Here is a 22,635-nt window from a genome sequence, read left to right as displayed (position 1 = left end):
CCCTTGAATCCCCATTTCTCCTCCCCCATATACTGAATTAAATCCAAAGAGAAATAATCAAGAGGTCGACTGTGACTACCATTGTATCTGTACGTCGAAATAATAAAGTCGTCATCGCGGGTGATGGCCAAGTATCTCTAGGCAATACCGTAATGAAAGGTAATGCGCGCAAAGTTCGCCGCCTATACAACAACCAAGTACTAGCGGGCTTTGCCGGCGGTACTGCGGATGCCTTCACCCTTTTTGAGCGCTTCGAAAGCAAACTGCAAATGCACCAAGGTCACCTAACCAAAGCAGCAGTTGAGCTAGCCAAAGACTGGCGTAGCGATCGTGCTCTGCGCAAGCTCGAAGCCTTACTTGCCGTTGCCGACGAAACCGCATCGTTAATCATTACTGGTAATGGTGATGTCGTACAGCCAGAACACGACCTGATTGCGATTGGCTCTGGTGGTGCTTACGCACAAGCAGCAGCAACCGCCCTACTAGAAAACACAGATCTAGATGCTCGTGAGATCGCGGAAAAAGCTCTCAATATCGCGGGTGATATTTGTGTCTTCACTAACCATCACCACACGGTAGAAGAGCTAGACTCAACAGTAGAGCCTGAAAAACCAACCGCGTAATCGTAACGAAGTAAGGAAAGAATATGTCTGAAATGACGCCTCGCGAAATCGTTCATGAATTGAACCGCCACATTATCGGTCAAGAAAAAGCCAAGCGTTCGGTTGCGATTGCACTTCGTAACCGCTGGCGCCGCATGCAGCTTGAAGAAAACTTGCGTGCCGAAGTGACGCCCAAAAACATCTTGATGATTGGTCCTACTGGTGTTGGTAAGACCGAAATCGCACGACGCCTCGCAAAACTGGCAAATGCCCCTTTCATCAAAGTTGAAGCGACAAAATTCACCGAAGTGGGTTACGTTGGTAAAGAAGTTGAAACCATCATCCGTGATCTAACAGATGTCGCGGTAAAAATGACGCATCAACAAGCGATGGAAAAAGTGAAGTTCCGCGCAGAAGAGCAAGCGGAAGAACGTATTCTTGATGCGCTACTGCCACCGGCACGTGATAGCTGGGGTCAAGCAGAGCAAACGGAAGAGTCTTCTAACACTCGCCAGATCTTCCGTAAGAAACTGCGTGAGGGCCAACTAGACGATAAAGAAATTGAACTCGACGTAGCCGCACCACAAATGGGCGTAGAGATCATGGCGCCTCCTGGTATGGAAGAGATGACTAACCAGCTGCAAGGCATGTTCCAAAACCTCGCTGGCGACACAAAGAAAAAACGTAAGCTGAAAATCAAAGACGCAATGAAAGCGTTAGCGGAAGAAGAAGCGGCGAAACTGGTAAACCAAGAAGAGCTAAAAGAAGCAGCGATTTTCAACGTTGAAAACAACGGCATCGTATTTATCGATGAGATCGACAAGATCTGTAAACGCGGTGAGAGCTCAGGCCCAGACGTTTCACGCGAAGGTGTTCAGCGCGACCTACTTCCATTAATTGAAGGCAGCACAGTATCAACCAAGCACGGCATGGTAAAAACAGACCACATTCTGTTCGTTGCATCTGGTGCATTCCAAGTGGCAAAACCGTCTGACTTGATCCCAGAGTTGCAAGGTCGTCTACCAATTCGTGTTGAGCTAGAAGCACTAAGCAGCAACGACTTCAAACGTATTCTAACAGAGCCGAAAGCCTCTCTAACAGAGCAGTACGTTGCGTTGATGAAAACGGAAGATGTGGACATCGAGTTCACAGAAGACGGCATCACGCAAATCGCGGAAGCGGCATGGACGGTCAACGAAAGCACAGAAAACATCGGTGCTCGTCGCTTACACACCGTAATGGAACGCTTGATGGATGAAATCTCTTACGACGCAGCGGAGCAATCTGGCGCTAAATTCGTTATTGATTCCGCTTACGTGAAAGCGCGCCTAGGCGATACGATTGAAGATGAAGATCTAAGCCGATTTATCCTATAAATAGTAAGATTCAATTAGCCTAGTGAATTACATTGTGTAAATGTGCACACTTGGAAACTTTCATTTGGTTAATTTAAGTTCATTCAAGCCATTACCGTCACGCCACTTTTAATAGGGATGACACTGTGTAATGGCTTTCTTTATCTACCTAAGATTTTGTAGCTTATAGTTCGTCACAATGCTCGTTAGGTTTGACAGTAAGGTCTTGCAAAGATGTGGATTGCACTGTTTGGTCAAGCAATGCTGCTGATGTTCCAACCAAAACAGACACAACAACACCACTAGATGTAATAGTTCCTTTCGGACCAAATACTGGCGCAGAAGCGATCACACCTGCAACACTCGCTGTTCCAGTAATAGCCCTACCAAGCGTTTGATACAAAGACATAAAAACTCCATTATTAATAAGTAGAAAAAGGGTTGCCGTCGGCAACCCTTTTTATGGAAAAACAAACTTTGCAACGTCTCGTTATCTAACAAGAGCACCGTATGCATCAAATGATATATATTTATAAATTTCCAACATCCGTACTCTTATTAGGTGAACTTAATTCTATCGTTCACTTCACAACTTTTATCTCTCCATTATTGAACAGTCTCCTAAGTCAAAGTAGGTAACAGCAATTTCAACATAGCCAGAACTAAATAGTCTAAGCTCAAAATTAAATGTTCTCTGAAAACTTACTTAGTTGTTAAACATTTAGAATTCTTTCCAACTTCCCTTGGAATCAATTATTTTCAGATATATGTCCTCTTAGTGAAGTTCCTATCGTTTCACTCTTGGAGGACCTATGCCGACCGATAACCTTCACTACCATAAACAAAAGAAACACCAAGAAAATGAAATCCTAGAGCATGCTGCTGAAATCCTAGCTAACCGCTACGTTCGAGGTAATGCCCTTTGTAACCCTGAAGCAACCAAAGAGTATGTTCGATTCAAACTAGCCAGCGCGGAGCACGAGGTTTTCGCTCTGCTACTACTTGATAACCAGCACCGTGTCATCGAGTTTAAATCACTCTTTAAAGGCACCATTGACTCCGCCAGCGTTTATCCGCGCGAGGTCGTCAAAAGCGTCTTGGAAGTGAATGCAGCGGCAGTCATTCTGGCGCATAACCACCCTTCTGGTGACCCTTCCCCATCTCAAGCGGATAGGCGTATCACACGCAAGCTTATCGACGCTTTAGCGTTAGTGGATGTAAGGGTGCTTGACCATATCGTTGTGGGAGAAAGTAGTGTCTCGTTTGCAGAAAAGGGGTGGATATGATCAACACTATTTATGGTGGTGTTTCTTTAGCGCCACAATTGCGTCAGCAGTTGGAGAAGCTATTGAAGGGGTACTCTTTACCTGACAATGCCAAACAGTTGCTCTTGACTTGCCGCCAATTAAGCTACTACCGCCATGGCCGAGGCATTCACCCTGTTGAAGTGCAGTTCCAACGCACTGCAAATTCAGAGCCCTGGCAGATTGTCTTCTTTATCAGCTTTTCTTACCCATTTGAGAGCGCGCTCAACGTTCAGCCTGAACTGTACTTTCATCTTGCCAAGGGATGGTGTTATCAGCCCGATACAGGGGCGGTAAACCTTGAACATCCAGAAGTAATCGACCTTCTTCAGGTATGGATGAAAACGTTCGCTCGGCATCTTTCAAGCATGGATTTTGACGAAATCGATTTATCCATCGTTGGAAAGTAAGCCTCTGCCCCCTTAATCACGACACTTCATGACGTAGGTGTGACAAATTTCGTCGTATCATTTTTGCTTAAGGCATTGATACGACAAGCTTTGTCGCGCCTTTTTGATATTGTCATACCCAACAAAACGAACCTTGTTGAACTGACCATGACGCCACCTAACCAAACTCAGTATCACCTTGAGCTTATCTTGGCGATTTACAACCTTATTCCTTACAATAAGAAAGTCACCGCCAGGCAAATTCAAGCTCAACTTTCCCCGCTTGGTTTAGAGCGCTCCTTGCGTACTATCCAACGTAATCTGTCCGCTATCTGTGCCATGTTTCCCAATGTAATGGTGGATGATAGAGACAAACCCTTTGGTTACCAAAAAACCGAAACTCTGAAGATGAGCACGACGGCTCACGAAGCGGTATTGATCTATTGGCTCATCGAGTCAACCAAGCATCATCTGCCTAGCAGCCTTGCTCCACTCTTAGATGACCTCCTTTCGAACATAACTCCTGAAGACATCAATAACATTCAAAATCATTGGTCATCCAAAGTTCCTATCACAGCCCCAACCCCATTGAGTAAACACGCTCAAGTCGATATCCAAATTTTTCAGATTGTATGTCTAGCGACACTTCAACAACGTCTTATCTCATTAAAGATAAACAAAGGAGACGGCACTCTACGCCTAACTAACGTTCAACCAATAAGTCTCGTACTCCATCACGGCAGCCCTTATCTCGTTTGGCGTACACACACGCATACCAAGTTGAACACCTTACCTCTTTGCAACATCCAGGAGGCCACGATGTCGAGCTTTCGCTTTGAGCTTCAAACAGATGCGACTCTGCTCTCGTCTGAAGTTAAAGAGCTGTTTGATATCGCTGACTCTCATCTTGAATTAAACAAAATAGTACCCTCTAAAACTTATTATGGAGAAATAGAATGAACCTATCTAAACCCCTACTTACCATCGCTCTCTTTACTATTCCTTTCGCCTTAATCGGATGTGGCGGCTCTTCTGGCGGGCGTGACAATAACGACTCAGGGCAATCATATCAATTTGGTGGTGCAGTACAGAAAGGTCCTCTACAACCTGGTTCAGTCGTCACCGCCTATGAACTTAACCAAGACTTAGAAAAGACCGACATCTCTTACACCACTCAAATAGAGGACTATGAAGGTAATTATAACATGAATGAGCGATTCAATACGCCTTATGTCGAACTCGTTGCACAGGGGAATTACTTTAATGAGCTGACAGGAAAAAGTGATGAGCAGATGCGCATGAGCGCTTTTGTCGATATGAACGAAACGACACAAGTGAACTTCAATGTCGCTACAGCGGCCATGAAAGCAAGTATCATGGCAAAGGTACAAGCCGGACAGACCTTTGAGGAGGCGGTGCATGAGGCGACCGCTGAGCTGCTAAGCCTTTACAGTTATGATCCTGAGCAATGGGCAGATGGCATTAACTTCTATAACGTCAACCTTTCTAACGCTGGCGATACCAGCACTGTGCTACTCGTGATCTCTGCAAGTACTTTAACTATGGCAACCGAAAACGGACTCACGTTAGAGCAACAAATCGAGAAAATTGGTCAGGTATTGTTAGAGCCTAACTCCGTTCAGTTTGAAGAAATGAAACAAGCTCTGACCAAGTACAGCCTAGCACTGTACAAAACAGCAGCTTACGAGAACACTCAGAAGTACTACGCAGACAACGGTCTAGACTTTGATATTCCACACGTAGATTACTTTATCGACATCGATGGTGACGGCGTGCTACCTAACAAAGACTTGCCTGTGTTTGCTTACACTGGCGGTGTTAATATCGGCTCTGATGAAATCGGAGGACTACGTCCAGCTGGTGCATGGGCTATCGACTACCAAGGTCGTCCTATGACATTCGAAGTCATTGGTGAATTCAAACACGGCGAAATCGCATCGATTGAATACACTGATAGTGGTGTTAGCATTTGGTATCGTCTAACGGATGTAGACTTTGAAGGTCAGTCATTCGAAGACTGCGTTACGGTTAATACAGTAAAGCCTGCACCTGCTAACTTTCCATGGAAGGCATGTGTAACTCTAACCAAATAGTAATCTTCAGCAGGTCGAAAAAATAGGAGGCCTAGCTTCCTATTTTTTGTCAGACTCCCAATGTCATTATGGAGCACAACGAAGCGTATTCAGAAATAATACATGAATAACTAAGTACGTGAGACGGCATTTACACTGACACAGACGTAGGGGCCTGAGAACGGATACCATTAACACTACTGATGTTATCGAGCCCAATCTACCAACAGTGCATGACCGTACCACCGAATGCTGCGTGCTTATTTAGCATACCCCGAATGGCAAGTTGAACCTAAGAGACCATATGCTTCTCCAGTTATCTCTACACTTATAATCAATCTATAGAGCAATCACGTTTCGAAATACTAAACAGATGAGCAGATTAATATTAGCTATCATCCCTGACTAGTTCCAAAGCAACGTTTTCCTTCACCATAATGCTTCGTTCTATTTTTGGCAAAGTAACTGAGTCTTGTAAAGAGGGCCTGGTATTTGTTCTCGAAGTCGTATTTATTTTGTTCTAAATAATGCGTACCTTTATAAACAAGTTGAACCAACCTATCTGCATTATCAACACACTCTCCTAGTGCGCTATTCCATGCATCCATAATGAGTCTTGCTAAACTTTCTTCATTATCTCTATAACCGCTACTCCAATATCTATCTTTATTAAAAAACAGGACAAGGTGATAGTGGTCATTTGTAGATTTATTCCTTTCCCTACACCAAACATACCGTAGGTGACATGGATATACCCTTTTACCACTCGCTTTCATTCTTTTTTCTTGCGCTTTTATTTTTGCCTTCAAGGATTCAAAGAATCGTTTAATGATATTTTTTTGATTAAATGTATTGTTCAAAATCTCATCTCTGAAAAGTATGTCTTTTTCACTGTCAGAAACAGGAAGTCTCAGATCCAGTCTTAACGCATGAACTCTCTTATAGTCTTTTAATACTTTAGACATGGTTAATATAATACGATCTAGATAGTGTGTATTGAGTTGATCGACCGGATAAAGAACCTCTAAACCTTTGTAAGTATAAGTCATCATTCATTCTCTTTGGTATTCATCCAAAGATATGAATTACTGTGTTATTTAATACATGGTATTTAAGGAGAGCATACCAATTCTACTAAGGTAGACTGTGTAGGATATGAGTACTTAGTTAAGTGAGTATATACGGTTAACTATATATTTAATTATGTATTTATGTATATTAACCATACCAACATATCTAGTAAGCGTTAATTCTAAGCCCCCTGTACAACACATGCGAAAGAGCGACTCTGAAGTTAGCTACAACCATGAATGATTAGTGACAATCAACTTTTAACTTACATCACTGAAAAAACTACATTGTAGTTTTGAAAGATAGAGGTTGATCAGATTGAAACTACATTGTAGTAAATGTAAGATACTGGCTGATAAAAATTACTATTTAAGAGGGTTTAATTATGGAAGATTACGATGTAATGATTAAAGATGAAAACATGGGAAAGTTCTATACTAATCAGCTATCAACACATGGTATTAGAGCAGTATGGGACGAATCATTAAGTATTAAAGAAAATGAAAACATAATAAATACTACTCTTAAATCATACTCATTTGAAGATTGCAAAAGGATTGTCGGGAAAATAGAAGAAAAATACAATTCAATTTTATACATAAAAAATGAAATACGAAAAAATGAAAGATTTTGTAATTTTTCATGGTTTTACATTCAAAAAAAACTATCCGGAAAACTATCATTAAATCCAAATGGAAGCAGTTTTAAAGAAAGAGTAGACTGGGTAGTATCATATATAAGAAAGGTAAATAGAAGCAAGCATAGCCATATTGAACTAGAGAGGGGGATTGTGAGAAAGTGGTATTTATCACTTGATAAAACTGAGATCATTTCATGGTTGAAAGATGATGAAGAAAAAATAAAGTGGGCATGGAGCTACATACTTAAACATGAGCCTTTGGTTATTAAATACATTTGGAATAATAAAAGCTCAACGCAAGACCTGAAAGATTTCATTATCGCTTTTTTTGATGCAATTGAAGAAAACAAAAGAGAAATCACTATTAAAAGGATAAAAAAGGCATGGGATCAAAAGAAGTTTAGAGATAAAGTTCAATCTAAAAAGCAATATTGTATAAACTTATCTGAAAGCAGCAATGAAAAACTTAAAGCTATATCAATTTCAAAAAACATGAAAAGAAATAAAGTTATAGAATCACTCATAAATAATGAATACTTAAGGCTATAGGAACCTCGCTGTATTGCTTTTAATACTCATATTAGTTTACTTAATCGTCTCCTATTTGATTTAAGTTAATAGTGTACATAAAAATTTATGTCTATACTGGGCACATTGGTTACTAGCACGAAATTTCCATGAAACAATCTCTACAGATCTGGCTTGAAGCCGCTCGTCCAAAAACATTACCTCTGGCATTGGTCTCTATCTTAACTGGTAGCGTACTCGCCTACTCGGCAGGTCATTTTTCACTGACAATTGCCATCATGGCTTTCGTAACCGCGACATTGCTGCAAATTCTGTCCAACCTGGCAAACGACTATGGCGATGCCGTTCAAGGTACAGATAACGACAAACGCCTCGGCCCATTACGAGCGATGCAGTCAGGCGCTGTAAGTGCGAAACAGATGAAACAGGCAATTATCTTTAACATCGTTCTGACCGCTATCTCAGGCTTGGTGTTAGTTTTCTATTCACTAAGTTCACTGGAAAGCATTGTCACTTTTATCGGGTTGGGAATTTTGGCCATTCTCGCAGCCATTGCTTATACCATGGGTAGTAAACCATACGGTTACGTGGGGCTTGGCGATATATCAGTGTTCTTGTTTTTTGGTCTACTCGGCGTATCCGGTACCTACTTCTTGCATACTGGTCACGTAGACACCACGCTATTCTTACCTGCTTTAGGCTGCGGTTTACTCGCCGTTGCAGTACTCAATATCAACAATATGCGTGATATAGAGAACGACCGAGAGTGTGGTAAACGCACGGTGGCGGTACGCTTAGGTCAACGTAAAGCCAAACAGTACCACTTTATTTTACTTGGCGGAGCTATCCTTGCCTTTGCAGCTTACTTGTTAATTCAAGACAAACCCGTTTGGATTAGCTTGCCATTTTTACTTAGTATTTATTTCGTGGCCGATCATGGTAAAGCAGTTTGGCATACACAAAAGCCTGCACAGATAGCACCAATGATGCCAGTCATCGTGAAATGTTCTCTAGTCACCAACGTTTTGTTTGCAACAATTGTGGTAGCTCAAACTCTAGTAAGTTAAAAAAGGATTGTCATTGCATTGACTTAATGCCTAGATATACTCAAAGACAACCAATTTCTGTTTAGAAAGGTACGCTATGGAATACAATACCTCAGCACTCTGTGATATCTACCTCGATCAGGTAGATGTGGTTGAACCAATGTTCAGTAACTTTGGCGGTCGCGCTTCATTTGCCGGGCAAATCACCACCATCAAGTGTTTTGAAGATAATTCGTTGATCCGCGAGACATTAGAGCAAGATGGACTTGGTCGCGTTTTGTTAATTGACGGTGGCGGTTCCCTACGTAAAGCCCTTATCGATGCAGAAATCGCAACCATTGCGGAAGAAAACGAGTGGGAAGGCATTGTCGTTTACGGCTGTGTTCGTGAAGTCGATGAACTTGAAGATATGAATTTAGGCATTCAAGCCCTCGCTTCTATTCCTGTTGGAGCGACCAGCCAGGGTATTGGCGAATTGGATGTACCAGTCAACTTTGGCGGCGTCAGCTTCTTACCTGAAGATTATATTTATGCCGATAGCACCGGAATTATTCTGTCGCCTGAACCATTGAATATTGATTTAGAGTTGGATGAAGAAGCATAGCCAATTTTAGGTGTTTAAGTTATAGGGCCTTCTCTTAGCTCTTAGCGCCTAGCCTTGTCTCAACATTTTCTACTTCCCTAAAACACAAACACCCGCTTAACGCGGGTGTTTTTAATTTGGAATGAAGAAGCCGAATTATTCCACTTCATCCATTTTGCCAAGCAGTGCACGAATGCGCTCTTGCCATTGTGCGTGCTCTTGCTGTGCTTGTTGTGCTTTTTGCTCTAGCTCTTCACGTTGAGAGCGAAGCTCGTTCGCTTCTTCCGCAAGTTTAGCTTTATCTTCTTTCAGCTCTTCGACTTCCATCTGAAGAAGAGTGATTGTGTCAACTGCAGTTTGAATTTTAGATTCTAGTTGTTCTAGTACTTCAAAAGACATCTTGGCCTACCTATGTTATTCCGTTGGGACGATGTGCGAGATTGATGCACACCTAACCTATATAAGGTTCATTCTACTCAGCGTCGCGATGAGAAACACTCACTATATTCGATATTTTGCATCATTCGGTCAAAAAATCAGCGCAATCTCACTAAACGCTGACTTTTCTTGTCGCTGAAGCATTTTTGAGCAAGGATTTTGCGTCCCGCTACGCTGAAAATCGCCCTAAGTATTGATCAAATTCAAGTTAGATAAAGTAAAAGCCTCGCAAAAAGGCAAACGTTTACTCGACCTTGTGATAGAATCGCCGTGCAAATTCTTCTTCCCTCTTGCTTACTTGGAGACATCATGAAACGCGATTTAGCAATGGCATTTTCCCGTGTGACTGAAGGTGCAGCTCTGGCTGGTTATAAATGGCTTGGCCGTGGCGATAAAAACGCAGCCGATGGCGCAGCTGTTGAAGTTATGCGCACGCTACTGAACAAAACAGATATCAGTGGTGAAATTGTCATTGGTGAAGGTGAAATCGATGATGCGCCAATGCTGTACATTGGTGAGCAAGTGGGTATTGGTGGTGATGAAGTGGATATCGCTGTCGACCCGATTGAAGGGACGCGTATGACGGCAATGGGACAATCGAACGCACTAGCCGTACTTGCCGCAGGTGAGAAAGGCAGCTTTCTTAAAGCGCCAGATATGTACATGGAAAAACTGGTTGTTGGCCCTGGTGCAAAAGGCGTAATTGACTTAGAAAAGCCGTTAAAAGAAAACCTAGAGAACGTAGCAAAAGCCCTGAACAAGCCACTTGATACCCTAGTCGTTATTACCCTTGCGAAACCTCGCCACGATAACGTTATTGCAGAAATGCAAGCAATGGGCGTACGTGTCTTTGCGGTGCCTGATGGTGACGTGGCTGCCTCTATTCTGACTTGTATGCCAGACAGTGAAGTGGACATGATGTACTGTATTGGCGGTGCGCCAGAAGGGGTTGTATCAGCAGCGGTAATTCGAGCGCTAGACGGTGACATGCACGGTCGCCTGCTTCCTCGTCATGAGGTAAAAGGCGATACTGAAGAAAACCGCATTTACGGCGCAGATGAACTAAAACGCTGCGATGAAATGGGCGTAAAAGCGAATGTTGTCCTCAAAATGGAAGACATGGCTCGTAGCGACAATGTGGTATTTTCAGCTACAGGCATCACTAAAGGTGACTTGCTGGAAGGTATCTCTCGTCAAGGCAATATTGCAACCACAGAAACGCTGCTCGTGCGCGGTCGATGCCGAACTATTCGCCGCATCAAATCGACTCACTACTTAGATCGTAAAGATCCAGAAGTACGCGATATTATTCTTTAAGCATTTCTCGAGGCTCTCGCTCAATCTGAGTTTGAGCCTTTCTTTCCGCACAGCCGGACAATAGATTCTGAATCACCTCGTTTCTCACTGTTCAGAGTGTATATATTGGTTCGCATAAACATAGCCCCTACAAATCCACACTCAAATTAAGTCAACACTTTTCTTTACTAACCCTATCGCGCATAATATCTACTGACGTATAAATGGTGGGTATATGAAGACCGTAGATAGGATATTGCAAATCGTTAAGCGTGACGGTTCCGTCACTGCAAAACAACTCTCCTCTGAGCTAGGTATGACAACCATGGGGGCTCGTCAGCACCTGCAAAGTTTAGAAGATGATGGTATTCTTTCTATCCATGACGTAAAAGTAAAAGTTGGTCGCCCTGCTCGTCATTGGTCTCTCACTCAAAAAGGTCATGAGCAATTTGCTGACCGTCACGGTGAGTTGACCATTCAGTTTATAGAAGCTGTCGAACATATCTTTGGCAAAGATGGACTGGAAAAAGTCACATCAGAAAGGGAAAAACTCACGTTACAAAGTTATCGTCAGCATCTTAAGCAATGCGACTCTCTGCAAAGCAAACTAGAAACACTCGTCACATTAAGAGAGCAAGAAGGCTATATGGCAGAGCTCGAGAAAGATGAGAACGGATTTATCTTGATCGAAAATCACTGTCCGATTTGTAAAGCCGCAACTCGCTGCCCAAGCTTGTGCCAATCAGAATTAAGTGTCTTTCAGTCTTTACTTGGACATGACACCAAAGTAGAGCGTACCGAGCACATCATTAGCGGCCAAAGACGCTGCGTTTACCTCATCCAACAACTGCAGTAACCACCACAACCAAACATCGACATGCCGCACTTATTCAATCTCAGGCTTGAAAGCTTCTCTTATAAGTGAGACGGCTGAAGAATTCATCCTCTCTCCTCTTTCTAGTGGTATAGGCTTTTAGTAACTAAAGGCAATTTCCATAAGGATTTGGAGAGCATCAATGTCTAATCTACGTCATATCCCATCCCAAACGCTTCCTCCATTCGATGAAATGGTTCGAATGGCAGAGCGAGACCCAGAAGCTTTTGAGCAATTTCGTCATGAGATGGCGAAAGAGATGATCGAAAGCGCATCAGAAGATATGAAAGAAAGATTGCGGGCTCAACAAAGCCACATTGATAGAGTCATCAGCACGTGTAAAAACCCTCATCACACCAATGTGGTATTGATGAACGAGTTGCGAAAACAGGTCGTAAAGTTCAAAGCAGCGCTAGAAGGGGAAGCGGCACCGACACAAAAAGCGGATGTGGTTAGCTTAAACGCGTTTAAAGATAGGGATGATTTTTACTAAAAGGCAGGAATAAGACTCTAGAATCCTAGAGCCTTATTCAAAGAACATAGAGCTATACTTACTCCGGCTCAGGGCCATATTGGTTTGGTCCTGATGTCCCCTTTAAGAAACCACATTCAATTAGAATCCATAAACCACAAATCAGAGAAATGGAAGCGACGAACATCTGTGGGGTAGACGGCTCTTGCGCGGCAGGGTTAGTCATTGGCGTGGCAATTCGTCCTATAATCAACGGAATATTCAGTGCTAGCCAATAGATCGATTTGTTGCGGTCGTGCCAACGCTTGGCGGTGATCGTCAAATCAGGGATCAACAGAACCACCAAGAAAATAGGAAGAAGCACATAAGTGAGAGTAGGAAGCAGTTGGCTGATACCGGCACCAAAGCCTAGAATGGACACATAGTAAATTACGTTCCAAATCCAGTAGGTTTTACGGTCTATACGTCCTTGAAAAGAAAACAGTAACTCTTTAGTCGACATCAAATTTACCCCAAAGTAGAAAGGTTATAGATTAGCCGAGTCGATATAGTTTGGAAAGGACACCGATAACTTGGGTACCCACAACGTCCTTATAACAAGCAGAGCCAGGCTGAGAATTCGTAACAATAACCCCTCGCTATTCTCGGGCAATTCAGCGCAACCTAGTTCACTACCTTTTGGAAGCTATCTATATCCATGTCTCGGATATTGACCGTTAAACTGTGTACGTGACTGGCTTGCTCTTGAAGTGTCGCCATCAAGGCTCGTGACAGTTCTCGCTTTTGTTCTTGGGAGCGGCCAGATAACAAATCAAAGTTGATATGGATAAAGTCGAGGCTATCTCCCTCCTCCCCTATTAACCAATTGTGGCACCGGAGCGTTCTAGATTTCACAGACGCGAGTTCAAAAAGGCCACTATCTAACGCAGCTTTATGTAAGTCTTCCAGCAAACCTTGTACATTGACTCGCTCTTCCACTGAGTTCGAATACTCTAAAACTAAGTTTGGCATTTTGATTCCTTTCTACAACATAATAAATTCAGTGCGTAGTAATACCAATCTAGCCAGCAATTTCCGAGGAATGAACTATCATTCTGTCTACGCGATCACCAATCGATTGCTTTTAACAAAAATAACAGGATCGATGCTTGGTCGAATCAGTGAAGAAAGCCGGACAAGACATGACGCCAATCATGATCTGTTCACATTATTCTGTTATATTCCTACGTAGATTTTTTACATTAATAGACTATTTACATTAAAAATAAGGGAGATATTCCTATGCGTCGTCCTGTAGTGATGGGTAACTGGAAACTAAACGGCAGCAAAGCAATGGTAACTGAGCTGCTAACTGGTCTTAACGCTGAGCTTGAAGGCGTTGAAGGTGTTGACGTAGCAGTAGCTCCACCTGCACTTTACCTAGATCTGGCTGAGCGTCTAATTGTTGAAGGCGGTAACAAGATCATCCTAGGTGCTCAAAACACTGACCTAAATAACAGCGGTGCTTTCACTGGCGACATGTCTCCAGAAATGCTGAAAGACTTCGGTGCTTCTCACATCATCATCGGTCACTCAGAGCGTCGTGAATACCACAACGAATCTGACGAGTTCATCGCTAAGAAATTCAACTTCCTAAAAGAAAACGGTCTAACTCCTGTTTTCTGTATCGGTGAATCTGAAGCTCAAAACGAAGCTGGCGAAACTGAAGCTGTATGCGCACGTCAAATCAACGCAGTTATCGACACTTACGGTGTTGAAGCTCTAAACGGCGCAATCATCGCTTACGAACCAATCTGGGCTATCGGTACTGGTAAAGCAGCAACAGCTGAAGATGCACAACGCATCCACGCTTCTATCCGCGCACTAATCGCAGCGAAAGACGAAGCAGTTGCAGCACAAGTAATCATCCAATACGGTGGTTCTGTTAAGCCAGAAAACGCTGAAGCTTACTTCTCACAACCAGACATCGACGGCGCTCTCGTTGGCGGTGCTTCTCTAGACGCGAAAAGTTTCGCAGCAATCGCTAAAGCAGCGGCTAAAGCAAAAGCGTAATCTCGTTTTTACTCTCAGTAAAAATAACAAAGGGATGCTTCATGCATCCCTTTTTGTTTGCTTACGATCTAATGAGTTTTGTCATTCCGAGGAGTCTAAGCGACATCAGGAATCTACTCTCCGCACACACCCAAATCAAACCAGCAAAACAACAGAAATAATCTATAAGAGTCCCGTCATTCCGAGGAGCCTAAGCGACATCAGGAATCTACTAACCGCATGTGTCAAACCCAAAGTTAAGTAACGAAAAACGCCTTACATCAAAACAAAGAACCTAATCGCACTTCCGATTATTCCCCCCCTCAATTTCATCCAACCAACGAACTCTATTCACTTACTCTGCCCACAGGATTTATAGTTACTGATACTTGTTCAAGGAGGAGCAATCGACATGACAACACCCATATCAGACATCGCCAGTGTGATTCACCATGGTGGGAAACATACCGTCACAGGCTCTTGTCATGAATTTAAACTGGCGTTGACAACATGGCAGCATCTGATCGACTGTGGACTCTTTCAAGGCAAAGACATCCATTTTTGCAATCGCAAGACATCACTGGATATTGAGTTCCCAGTTAAACACATCGAATAATTAGTCCTGACTCATGCTCATATCGACCATACCGGACGCCTACCTTGGTTACTGGCTGCTGGATTTAAAGGCCCATTTACTGCACCAAAGCAACAGCCGAACTGGTACCGCTAATGCTAGAAGGTGGATTAAAGCTGCAACTGGGTTTGAACTTCCATCAGCGTCAACAAGTCCTCAATGTCATTAAAAAACAGCTAAGACCCTATGACTACCAACAATGGCTACGCTTGGTAAACAATGTTACCTACGCTTTCAACCTGCAGGACACATTCTTGGTTCTGATTACGTGGAATTCAAACTCCTGAATAATGAAATCATCGTGTTTTCCAGCGATCTAGGTCCGTCCAATACCCAGCTCTTACCCGATCCGACACCGCCAAAACGTGCCGACTATTTATTCATCGAGACCATATACGGCAACAAAGAGCATGAAGACATTGCCACTCGAATTGAGCGCTTGAATGCCATTATCGATCACGCACTGCAAGACGGTGGCGTAATTCTGCTCCCAGCTTTCAGCGTAGGACGTACGCAGCAGCTGTTATTCGATATTGAGCAACTGATTCATCAACGCAACTTGTCGTCTTCTTTGCCAATCATCCTAGACTCACCGCTTGCGAAAGGAGTCACGAAGACCTACCGCCGTTTCAAAAAACTGTGGGGAAAAGAAGCAAAGCAAAAGCTCAACAATCATCGTCATCCCCTCGCCTTTGAACAATGCATTACTGTGAAAAGCCATAGAGAACATCAAGCATTAGTGAATCGACTAGCCTCCACCGATGAGCCTGCGATTGTCGTCGCGGCATCCGGTATGTGCGAAGGAGGAAGGATCGTCAATTACTTAAAAGCACTCTTGCCAGACGAAAGAAATGATGTGTTGTTTGCGGGCTATCAAGCACAAGGGACATTAGGTCGAGAAATCCAATCAGGCAGCCACGCGATGGATATCGATAACCAACCAATCGAAGCCAACGCACAGATCCATACCATCTCTGGATATTCTGCACATGCAGACCAAAGCGATTTATTGAAGTTTGTTACTGGGATTCCAGCACAACCAAAAGCCGTGCATTTGATACATGGAGAGAAAGAAGCAAAAAAAGAGTTAGGGGAGAAGTTGGAAGCAGAGGGAGTTGAGGTGGTTTATTAAACTAATATCAGCCGACATTATAACGATATAACCTAGTTCTTACTTATTGTTAATCAGTTAAAACAGCATAAGAATTTGAATATCAACGTGCTTTAACTAAGCTTTGTACGTCAGAAAGCTATGTTAAAGCACATTGGTAACGAGCCTGAACAACTATGCTGGTTCAGCAACCTTTACGGTTGGTGTTTTAGCAAGCTCAGCACTAGACGCTTTTTTGTATAGGTTCTCGTAGCAGTAGTTTGTCGCCTCGATGTAACCTCCTACACTGCCGCAGTCAAAACGCTGACCTTTAAATTTGTAAGCAATAACACAGCCAGATTGCGCTTGTTGCATCAATGCGTCAGTGATTTGGATTTCTCCACCTTTGCCTGGTTCTGTATTTTCGATAAGATCAAAAATATCTGGCGTTAAGATATAGCGACCAATAATTGCTAAGTTACTTGGTGCTGTGCCTGGTTCTGGCTTCTCTACCATGTTATCAATTCGGAAGATGTCATCTTTGATCATCTCACCGGCAATTACACCGTATTTATGAGTTTCAGTTTCTGGAACTTCTTGAACCGCAACAATAGAGCAACGGAACTGCTTGTACAGCTCAACCATTTGCGCTAATACGCCCTGCTCTTCATTCACACAGAGGTCATCTGCTAGTACAACAGCAAATGGTTCATCACCCACCAACTCACGACCAGTCAAGATAGCATGACCAAGACCTTTCATCTCACGTTGACGGATATATGTGTAACTCGCTGAATCAATCAAAGAACGGATATCGTCCAACAGTGCTTCTTTGCTTGTTCCTGAAATTTGATGTTCCAACTCATAGTTTTTATCGAAGTGATCCATCAAAGAGTGTTTGCCACGACCAGTGACAATGCACATGCCATCCATGCCAGCTTCAATCGCTTCTTCAACACCATATTCAATCAATGGCTTGTTAACTACCGGCATCATTTCCTTTGGCATAGATTTTGTTGCAGGTAGGAAACGAGTACCGTAGCCTGCTGCGGGGAATAGACATTTTTTAATCATCTTAATTTCACCAACTGTAAAAATAGCCCTCATGCGTGAGAGGCATATAATATCGTTATACTAAAAAATTTAATCACTACCAAACAAGTCGCGCGTGTAAACTTTATCCGCTACGTCGGTTAACTCTTCCACCATACGATTAGAAACAATCACATCCGCTCTTTGTTTGAATTCACCCAAGTCTTTAATCACTCGAGAATTGAAGAAGTCTTCCTCTTTGAGTACAGGCTCGTAAACTAAGACCTCAATACCTTTCGCTTTGATGCGCTTCATGATGCCTTGAATAGAAGATGCACGAAAGTTATCAGAACCCGCCTTCATGATAAGGCGGTAGATACCCACAACCTTTGGTTCACGCTTGAGGATTGATTCCGCTATGAAGTCTTTACGAGTACGGTTTGCATCCACAATCGCACCAATGATGTTATTTGGCACTTCTTGGTAGTTCGCAAGTAATTGCTTAGTATCTTTAGGAAGACAGTAACCACCGTAACCAAATGATGGGTTGTTATAATGATTACCGATACGAGGATCTAAGCCAACACCTTCAATGATCTGACGAGCATCCAAGCCATGCGCTTCTGCATAAGAATCTAGCTCATTGAAGTATGCGACACGCATTGCAAGATAAGTGTTAGAGAACAGCTTAACTGCTTCCGCCTCTGTGGAATCAGTAAAGAGTACTTGAATGTCTTCTTTTACTGCACCTTCAACTAGCAGACCTGCAAACATTTCAGCACGTTCGCTACGCTCACCTACGATAATACGAGATGGATGCAAGTTATCGTAAAGCGCTTTACCTTCACGCAGGAACTCTGGAGAAAAAATAACGTTCTCACAACCTAACTCTTCTTTAATACGCGCAGTATAACCCACTGGCACGGTAGACTTGATTACCATTACCGCATCAGGATTGATAGACATAACATCTTTAATCACCGCTTCAACAGAAGAAGTATTGAAGTAATGCGTAACTGAGTCATAATCCGTTGGCGTTGCGATCACAACGTATTCTGCACTTTGATAAGCTTTCTGCTTATCGGTTGTTGCTATGAAGTTTAGTTCCCTGTTTTCAAGGAAATGTTCAATCTCAGTATCAACAATTGGAGATTGTTTTTTGTTTAGCAATTCAACCTTTTCAGGAACGATATCTAGTGCAACCACTTCATGGTTTTGAGCTAACAGCATAGCGTTAGAAAGCCCAACATAACCTGTACCGGCAACCGCTATTTTCATTCTAATGCCCCGAGTTTTATTTCTAATAGTAGGATATCAATAGTTTCAGATTCAAGATAGCTTAATACTCTGTAATTTAATCATTATAGAATGACTGAAAACAAAAAAGGTAAGCGCCCATGACTCAGCAGTATTGCGCGCCTTACACTCAGTGACTAAGCTAACTCGACATTCCAACCCACCAGTTCTTAATAGTCGAGCGAGAACAATAGTATCTCGATCATCGTTTTTGATCTCGTTGGTCGATATCTTAGAAATTCTAGAGGAGGTCACAACAGTACAATCTATATTCATGTTGAGCAGCAATCGATATAGGTCATAACCAGTAAGCCCTGCTTCGTGACGCGCAAGAATTGAGCCATGGATCTTGATGAGTTTCTTCATTAGCCGAATGACAGAATCTTTTGCTGAAGAAATATTCCCATAGAATCGAACTTTCCTTTGCAGTCCGGAGTTTGCAGTCACATCGGCAATAATGTCCCTGTGTACATCTAGCCCAATGTAAGCAGAATAGTTGACGGATTTCATTTTGATGACCATAAGCGTCTTTAAATCGACTCATTGACTTTCAAGCATCAACATAGATACCACCAACTAATGTGGTATCTGATATTCAAGCAGCATTTTGCAACAAAGGGAAGTTATTCGGCTTTTAGCATATTCCAAGGAAGAAGATGGTGATGATCATCATCGCATGTCAACTTAGAGATTTCTCGGAGTACGTATTCCAGATATTCATACGGTTCACAGTCGTTTGCTTTTGCCGTTTCAATCAAACTGTACAATACGGTACTAGCTCGAGCACCGTTATGAGTATTGCAAAAGAGCCTGTTGTTCCGTCCAACTGTGAACGGACACGCTGAACGTTCTGCGCGATTATTATCAAGATTTAATCGGCTATCATCGATAACACGTTTCAGCATAAGCTTCCGCTTCATTGAACTCTAGTCCTGAGGGGCATAGTTTCACTGCTAGCACCGTAGCGTTTACGTCGAGCGAAGCTAAGTTGTCCAATCAGAGACTGGATAGTTAACACGCTTAATCCGTTAATCCCTTTTCTAAGTTAGCAGAGGCTTTACGGAGGTAGGTTTGTGAGATGTCTACAAACATTTTCATGCAACTAATTCCTTGAACAAGTGTACCAACCACTATGGCGATACTTCGATCGGGAATTCAAGTCGATATGCCCCAGCATCAATTCGCAATGATGATGTTTATTTAATATCTACAGGCAGGACTGATGTAGGTTGAGGTTCAGGGTGTTGATTTATTGGCACTTCGATAGTGATAAATTCAGAACCAACTAATGGGTTAGATTTTTCAGAAATTCTAGCTAACTATCTAATTTTATGCCAGTTTTTTTCAAAAACCTTCGGTAAGGATTGTGCTCAAGACAGAATTGACCTGACGATAGACCGGAGTTGTAAAATAGTTGAACAAGGCGCAACCATTCTTGCTGATAGCGATAGTGAGATATAGATAGTTCCTGTGTGGATAAGTGGAACTAATAGGTTATGACTACGAAATATCATATTGAAGGTGTAGATTTGCGGACACTTATTGATAACCTCCAAAAGCACACCATAGGTGAGTCTTAGTATATAAGACCATACCTTCTGGTTGTTCTCAACTTCGATAGGTGGTGTAAACGCGAGTGTAAACCTATATAGTCTCGTAATGACGTGTCTGCTAATGACATAAACCCTTATTATTACTTCCAACGCCTGTTTACCGAGTTACCAAAACGAAGTTCGACACATGATGTGTCGGATCTCATACCATGGAACGTAGAAATCAGTGAGGCATAATAAGCTTTCACTGGTTCATTAACCGATTATATATAACTTCACTGGTCAAACGTGATTCTGTTGTTGAAATGAATTAAGTGTCTGAACGAATTCAGTTCTACAGATTCGTAGTGGATAGTATTCTTATTAGGAAGCATTGAAGGTGTGAGAGAATGTTACCAAAAAGATTAACGATTATCGAAGTGCATGAATCATATGGAGCTCATCGGTGACAATTCCTTCGGTTTAATTTACATATTTTTTGCCGTTAAATTGCAGGAGCTCCTGATATTTCAAAAATTCATCTCACGACTTTATGGTAGATAAGGCTAAGCATAGTCATGGGGAGTAGTCGAGAAATAGCTCTTAAACCAAAGTATATCGCAGTTTTTGGCGATTTAGATAAGTTCAGTTTATACATTTTGCGCATCATTTTTAGTTCACTTAATGCATAGGGCAAGCCTCGACGCCTCTCTAGCATTCCATTTCCAACTCTCGCACTAACAAGGGTTTCTGAAATATTACTTATTTTATAGCCTTTAGCTTGCAAGCGTAGCCATAGATAGTAGTCTTCCATGTATAAGTGATGTTGGTAGCTTCCAACATTCATTACTGCATCCTTTCTAAAGATAGTAGCCATATGATTTAATGGATTCCGTTTTAGGCTGTACGTGAATACAGTCTTAGAGCATGGAACTTTCTTAACTCTGCTAGGTTCTTCAGGGTCTGTGTCGAATTCATTAACATCAGAGCTTGCAGCTACTACATCTGGATTATTGTCCATGTACCGCACTTGTTTATCAAACCTGTCCATATGATTAATATCATCAGTATCTACGCGAGCAACTAGGTTATGACTACATGCATCCAGACCTTTATTAAGCGCTTCTCCTAAGCCGACATTATTTTTAAGAACAACTTGTTTAAGTGGTAGCCTACGTTCCCACTTTTCCAAAACAGCGTATAATCCCTCCGTTAGAGGGCCATCGTGGACAACAACGATCTCACTCGCCGCTAAAGTTTGCCACTCCAAACTTTCAAAACATTGTTCTAGATAATTTGGTTGTTCTTTTCGATACAAAGAACATAAAACAGAGAATTTTGATTCCATTTCTATCGTCCCATCCCAAATAGAACAGTTTTTACTGTAAGAAGTAATATCTTAACTTCCATTTTCCAGTTCTGATGTTTGATGTAGTAAATATCGTATTTATGCTTCCATACCGCATCTTCAACAGAAGCTCCATATGGATATTTTACTTGAGCTAAGCCCGTCACTCCTGGTTTAACTGCGTGACGAAAACGATAGTAAGGAATTTCTTTTTCCAACTCTGCGATAAACACTTCACGCTCTGGGCGAGGACCTACCATAGACATCTCGTTTCTCCAGACATTGATAAGCTGTGGAAGTTCATCAATACGAGTCTTGCGGATAAACTTTCCTACACGAGTAACACGAGCGTCATTCTTTGTGGCCCATTTCGCACCATCTTTCTCTGCATCATTTCGCATTGAGCGGAATTTAATAACATCGAACTCTTCATTGTATTGGCCAGTTCGGCGTTGCTTAAAGAAAACCGGACCCGGTGACTCCAGTTTAATTAGAATGGCTGTAATCAAACCGACAGGGATAGCAACCCATGCCAGCATAAAGACGAAAAGAAGGTCTATAGCGCGCTTTTGCCAACTGTTCTTACGGTTAGATAGAATCGAGAACGCCTTTTGATGCAAGAAATAGCCACTGTGGAGTAGTTCTGTCTCGGTGTAACCAAGCCGACGATCAAAATAGCTGACCAATGGCTCTACCCAAGCGCCAAGCTCTGTCGCTGCAACTAAATAAGCTTGCTGCTCACCGTCTAGGTGTGAGCTTCTAAAATGACAAAGTGTCTTATTTTTAAAGTCACGAATTGCATAGTTGTTGATCTGCGCATTGATTTCTGGGTGCCTTTCCAACACTAAAGAAATCTTTTCTTCATCTGAAGCAGGACAGTAAATGTAAAGGCAAGCATCTTGTGCTGAGGAATCCCCTAATGATTTTGATAAAAATCATAAATTTAAGGTAGATGCACATCTTGTCATGTGATCAAATGGT

Annotated in this window: 22 protein-coding genes and 3 pseudogenes; 15 read left to right on the top strand and 10 right to left on the bottom strand. The window is 42.4% G+C overall.

The window, feature by feature from the left end; all coding sequences use genetic code 11:
* The first annotated feature begins 71 nt into the window (after positions 1-71).
* Positions 72-623, top strand: a complete 552-nt coding sequence (gene hslV / locus R8N47_RS20420) for an ATP-dependent protease subunit HslV (RefSeq protein ID WP_005383176.1) — start codon at positions 72-74, stop codon at positions 621-623.
* 23 nt (positions 624-646) lie between these two features.
* Positions 647-1,978, top strand: a complete 1,332-nt coding sequence (gene hslU, locus R8N47_RS20415; protein ID WP_017633435.1) for an HslU--HslV peptidase ATPase subunit — start codon at positions 647-649, stop codon at positions 1,976-1,978.
* A 163-nt stretch (positions 1,979-2,141) separates the two neighbouring features.
* Here the strand turns inward: hslU and R8N47_RS20410 are convergent, their stop codons facing one another.
* Complete coding sequence (locus tag R8N47_RS20410; RefSeq protein WP_064353571.1) at positions 2,142-2,366, bottom strand: hypothetical protein; 225 nt, start codon at positions 2,364-2,366, stop codon at positions 2,142-2,144.
* A gap of 403 nt (positions 2,367-2,769) precedes the next feature.
* Here R8N47_RS20410 and radC point away from each other — a divergent pair, with 403 nt between their 5' ends.
* The 4 genes from radC (at position 2,770) to R8N47_RS20390 (ending at position 5,764) form a co-directional block, all read left to right on the top strand.
* Positions 2,770-3,243 carry a RadC family protein gene (gene radC / locus R8N47_RS20405; RefSeq protein ID WP_064353570.1) on the top strand — a complete coding sequence of 158 codons (474 nt, stop codon included), beginning with the start codon at positions 2,770-2,772 and terminating at the stop codon, positions 3,241-3,243.
* Positions 3,240-3,671 carry a DUF2787 family protein gene (locus tag R8N47_RS20400; RefSeq protein ID WP_017633432.1) on the top strand — a complete coding sequence of 144 codons (432 nt, stop codon included), beginning with the start codon at positions 3,240-3,242 and terminating at the stop codon, positions 3,669-3,671. Before radC ends, R8N47_RS20400 begins: the two co-directional genes overlap by 4 nt.
* 114 nt (positions 3,672-3,785) lie before the next feature.
* Positions 3,786-4,610 carry a helix-turn-helix transcriptional regulator gene (locus tag R8N47_RS20395; RefSeq protein ID WP_025998521.1) on the top strand — a complete coding sequence of 275 codons (825 nt, stop codon included), beginning with the start codon at positions 3,786-3,788 and terminating at the stop codon, positions 4,608-4,610.
* Positions 4,607-5,764 (top strand): hypothetical protein, encoded by a 1,158-nt coding sequence (locus R8N47_RS20390; protein ID WP_318070317.1) that lies wholly within the window; start codon positions 4,607-4,609, stop codon positions 5,762-5,764. The genes R8N47_RS20395 and R8N47_RS20390 overlap by 4 nt, the downstream gene beginning before the upstream one ends.
* Before the next feature lie 374 nt (positions 5,765-6,138).
* Here R8N47_RS20390 and R8N47_RS20385 read toward each other — a convergent pair whose 3' ends face one another.
* On the bottom strand, positions 6,139-6,795 hold the full coding sequence (locus R8N47_RS20385; RefSeq protein WP_046874062.1) for an inovirus Gp2 family protein: 657 nt from the start codon (positions 6,793-6,795) through the stop codon (positions 6,139-6,141).
* A gap of 404 nt (positions 6,796-7,199) precedes the next feature.
* Here R8N47_RS20385 and R8N47_RS20380 point away from each other — a divergent pair, with 404 nt between their 5' ends.
* The 3 genes from R8N47_RS20380 to rraA all read left to right on the top strand — a co-directional run bounded on the left by R8N47_RS20380 (position 7,200) and on the right by rraA (position 9,632).
* The gene (locus R8N47_RS20380; RefSeq protein WP_213906584.1) at positions 7,200-8,003 is read left to right on the top strand and encodes a hypothetical protein; all 804 of its coding nucleotides are present in this window, start codon (positions 7,200-7,202) and stop codon (positions 8,001-8,003) included.
* A gap of 128 nt (positions 8,004-8,131) precedes the next feature.
* Positions 8,132-9,049, top strand: coding sequence for a 1,4-dihydroxy-2-naphthoate polyprenyltransferase (locus R8N47_RS20375; protein WP_005383178.1), 918 nt, complete (start codon positions 8,132-8,134; stop codon positions 9,047-9,049).
* A gap of 76 nt (positions 9,050-9,125) precedes the next feature.
* A complete protein-coding gene (rraA, locus tag R8N47_RS20370) occupies positions 9,126-9,632 on the top strand; it encodes a ribonuclease E activity regulator RraA (RefSeq protein ID WP_005379537.1) in 507 nt (168 codons plus the stop codon).
* 135 nt (positions 9,633-9,767) lie between these two features.
* Here rraA and zapB read toward each other — a convergent pair whose 3' ends face one another.
* Positions 9,768-10,010, bottom strand: coding sequence for a cell division protein ZapB (zapB, locus tag R8N47_RS20365; protein ID WP_005379536.1), 243 nt, complete (start codon positions 10,008-10,010; stop codon positions 9,768-9,770).
* 348 nt (positions 10,011-10,358) lie between these two features.
* Between zapB and glpX the strand changes: the two genes are divergently transcribed.
* From glpX to R8N47_RS20350, 3 genes are all read left to right on the top strand, one after another.
* Positions 10,359-11,366, top strand: coding sequence for a class II fructose-bisphosphatase (gene glpX / locus R8N47_RS20360; RefSeq protein ID WP_047101877.1), 1,008 nt, complete (start codon positions 10,359-10,361; stop codon positions 11,364-11,366).
* Positions 11,367-11,580: 214 nt separating this feature from the next.
* Positions 11,581-12,201, top strand: a complete 621-nt coding sequence (locus tag R8N47_RS20355) for a helix-turn-helix transcriptional regulator (RefSeq protein WP_258469773.1) — start codon at positions 11,581-11,583, stop codon at positions 12,199-12,201.
* Positions 12,202-12,361: 160 nt separating this feature from the next.
* Positions 12,362-12,712 (top strand): DUF3135 domain-containing protein, encoded by a 351-nt coding sequence (locus R8N47_RS20350; RefSeq protein ID WP_262664573.1) that lies wholly within the window; start codon positions 12,362-12,364, stop codon positions 12,710-12,712.
* Between the two features lie 58 nt (positions 12,713-12,770).
* On the opposite strand, the gene R8N47_RS20345 is transcribed toward R8N47_RS20350, so the two are convergent.
* Entirely contained in the window at positions 12,771-13,193 is a 423-nt protein-coding gene (locus R8N47_RS20345) for a DUF805 domain-containing protein (protein WP_017635985.1), read from the bottom strand.
* A gap of 161 nt (positions 13,194-13,354) precedes the next feature.
* The gene (locus R8N47_RS20340) at positions 13,355-13,702 is read right to left on the bottom strand and encodes a 5-carboxymethyl-2-hydroxymuconate Delta-isomerase (RefSeq protein ID WP_017635986.1); all 348 of its coding nucleotides are present in this window, start codon (positions 13,700-13,702) and stop codon (positions 13,355-13,357) included.
* 270 nt (positions 13,703-13,972) lie between these two features.
* On the opposite strand from R8N47_RS20340, the gene tpiA reads away from it, so the two are divergent.
* Both tpiA and R8N47_RS20330 read left to right on the top strand, forming a co-directional pair.
* Positions 13,973-14,743, top strand: a complete 771-nt coding sequence (gene tpiA, locus R8N47_RS20335; protein ID WP_104975795.1) for a triose-phosphate isomerase — start codon at positions 13,973-13,975, stop codon at positions 14,741-14,743.
* Between the two features lie 391 nt (positions 14,744-15,134).
* Positions 15,135-16,488: pseudogene (locus tag R8N47_RS20330) on the top strand (MBL fold metallo-hydrolase RNA specificity domain-containing protein).
* 153 nt (positions 16,489-16,641) lie between these two features.
* Here R8N47_RS20330 and galU read toward each other — a convergent pair.
* The 3 genes from galU to R8N47_RS20315 form a co-directional block, all read right to left on the bottom strand.
* Entirely contained in the window at positions 16,642-17,520 is an 879-nt protein-coding gene (gene galU, locus R8N47_RS20325; protein ID WP_318070316.1) for a UTP--glucose-1-phosphate uridylyltransferase GalU, read from the bottom strand.
* A gap of 69 nt (positions 17,521-17,589) precedes the next feature.
* Positions 17,590-18,756, bottom strand: coding sequence for a nucleotide sugar dehydrogenase (locus tag R8N47_RS20320; protein WP_318070315.1), 1,167 nt, complete (start codon positions 18,754-18,756; stop codon positions 17,590-17,592).
* Between the two features lie 641 nt (positions 18,757-19,397).
* Positions 19,398-19,694 carry a transposase domain-containing protein gene (locus R8N47_RS20315; protein WP_411977262.1) on the bottom strand — a complete coding sequence of 99 codons (297 nt, stop codon included), beginning with the start codon at positions 19,692-19,694 and terminating at the stop codon, positions 19,398-19,400.
* 679 nt (positions 19,695-20,373) lie between these two features.
* Here R8N47_RS20315 and R8N47_RS20310 point away from each other — a divergent pair.
* Positions 20,374-20,564 (top strand): annotated as a pseudogene (locus R8N47_RS20310) (transposase domain-containing protein); the annotation flags it as partial.
* A 280-nt stretch (positions 20,565-20,844) separates the two neighbouring features.
* Here the strand turns inward: R8N47_RS20310 and R8N47_RS20305 are convergent.
* Complete coding sequence (locus R8N47_RS20305; RefSeq protein ID WP_102780296.1) at positions 20,845-21,654, bottom strand: glycosyltransferase; 810 nt, start codon at positions 21,652-21,654, stop codon at positions 20,845-20,847.
* 2 nt (positions 21,655-21,656) lie between these two features.
* Positions 21,657-22,553, bottom strand: a pseudogene (locus R8N47_RS20300) (sugar transferase); the annotation flags it as partial.
* Positions 22,554-22,635 lie beyond the last annotated feature (82 nt).

It is taken from the genome of Vibrio sp. 2132-1 (assembly GCF_033344315.1).
This window is presented reverse-complemented; position numbering and strand designations above follow the sequence as displayed.

What these genes read in the sequence shown, in the direction of transcription:
- hslU (WP_017633435.1), top strand. Translation starts at nt 647, where the DNA reads ATGTCTGAAATGACGCCTCGCGAAATCGTTCATGAATTGAACCGCCAC.
- R8N47_RS20410 (WP_064353571.1), bottom strand. Translation starts at nt 2,366, where the DNA reads ATGTCTTTGTATCAAACGCTTGGTAGGGCTATTACTGGAACAGCGAGT.
- radC (WP_064353570.1), top strand. Translation starts at nt 2,770, where the DNA reads ATGCCGACCGATAACCTTCACTACCATAAACAAAAGAAACACCAAGAA.
- R8N47_RS20400 (WP_017633432.1), top strand. Translation starts at nt 3,240, where the DNA reads ATGATCAACACTATTTATGGTGGTGTTTCTTTAGCGCCACAATTGCGT.
- R8N47_RS20390 (WP_318070317.1), top strand. Translation starts at nt 4,607, where the DNA reads ATGAACCTATCTAAACCCCTACTTACCATCGCTCTCTTTACTATTCCT.
- R8N47_RS20385 (WP_046874062.1), bottom strand. Translation starts at nt 6,795, where the DNA reads ATGATGACTTATACTTACAAAGGTTTAGAGGTTCTTTATCCGGTCGAT.
- R8N47_RS20380 (WP_213906584.1), top strand. Translation starts at nt 7,200, where the DNA reads ATGGAAGATTACGATGTAATGATTAAAGATGAAAACATGGGAAAGTTC.
- R8N47_RS20375 (WP_005383178.1), top strand. Translation starts at nt 8,132, where the DNA reads ATGAAACAATCTCTACAGATCTGGCTTGAAGCCGCTCGTCCAAAAACA.
- rraA (WP_005379537.1), top strand. Translation starts at nt 9,126, where the DNA reads ATGGAATACAATACCTCAGCACTCTGTGATATCTACCTCGATCAGGTA.
- zapB (WP_005379536.1), bottom strand. Translation starts at nt 10,010, where the DNA reads ATGTCTTTTGAAGTACTAGAACAACTAGAATCTAAAATTCAAACTGCA.
- glpX (WP_047101877.1), top strand. Translation starts at nt 10,359, where the DNA reads ATGAAACGCGATTTAGCAATGGCATTTTCCCGTGTGACTGAAGGTGCA.
- R8N47_RS20355 (WP_258469773.1), top strand. Translation starts at nt 11,581, where the DNA reads ATGAAGACCGTAGATAGGATATTGCAAATCGTTAAGCGTGACGGTTCC.
- R8N47_RS20350 (WP_262664573.1), top strand. Translation starts at nt 12,362, where the DNA reads ATGTCTAATCTACGTCATATCCCATCCCAAACGCTTCCTCCATTCGAT.
- R8N47_RS20345 (WP_017635985.1), bottom strand. Translation starts at nt 13,193, where the DNA reads ATGTCGACTAAAGAGTTACTGTTTTCTTTTCAAGGACGTATAGACCGT.
- R8N47_RS20340 (WP_017635986.1), bottom strand. Translation starts at nt 13,702, where the DNA reads ATGCCAAACTTAGTTTTAGAGTATTCGAACTCAGTGGAAGAGCGAGTC.
- tpiA (WP_104975795.1), top strand. Translation starts at nt 13,973, where the DNA reads ATGCGTCGTCCTGTAGTGATGGGTAACTGGAAACTAAACGGCAGCAAA.
- galU (WP_318070316.1), bottom strand. Translation starts at nt 17,520, where the DNA reads ATGATTAAAAAATGTCTATTCCCCGCAGCAGGCTACGGTACTCGTTTC.
- R8N47_RS20320 (WP_318070315.1), bottom strand. Translation starts at nt 18,756, where the DNA reads ATGAAAATAGCGGTTGCCGGTACAGGTTATGTTGGGCTTTCTAACGCT.
- R8N47_RS20315 (WP_411977262.1), bottom strand. Translation starts at nt 19,694, where the DNA reads ATGAAGCGGAAGCTTATGCTGAAACGTGTTATCGATGATAGCCGATTA.
- R8N47_RS20305 (WP_102780296.1), bottom strand. Translation starts at nt 21,654, where the DNA reads ATGGAATCAAAATTCTCTGTTTTATGTTCTTTGTATCGAAAAGAACAA.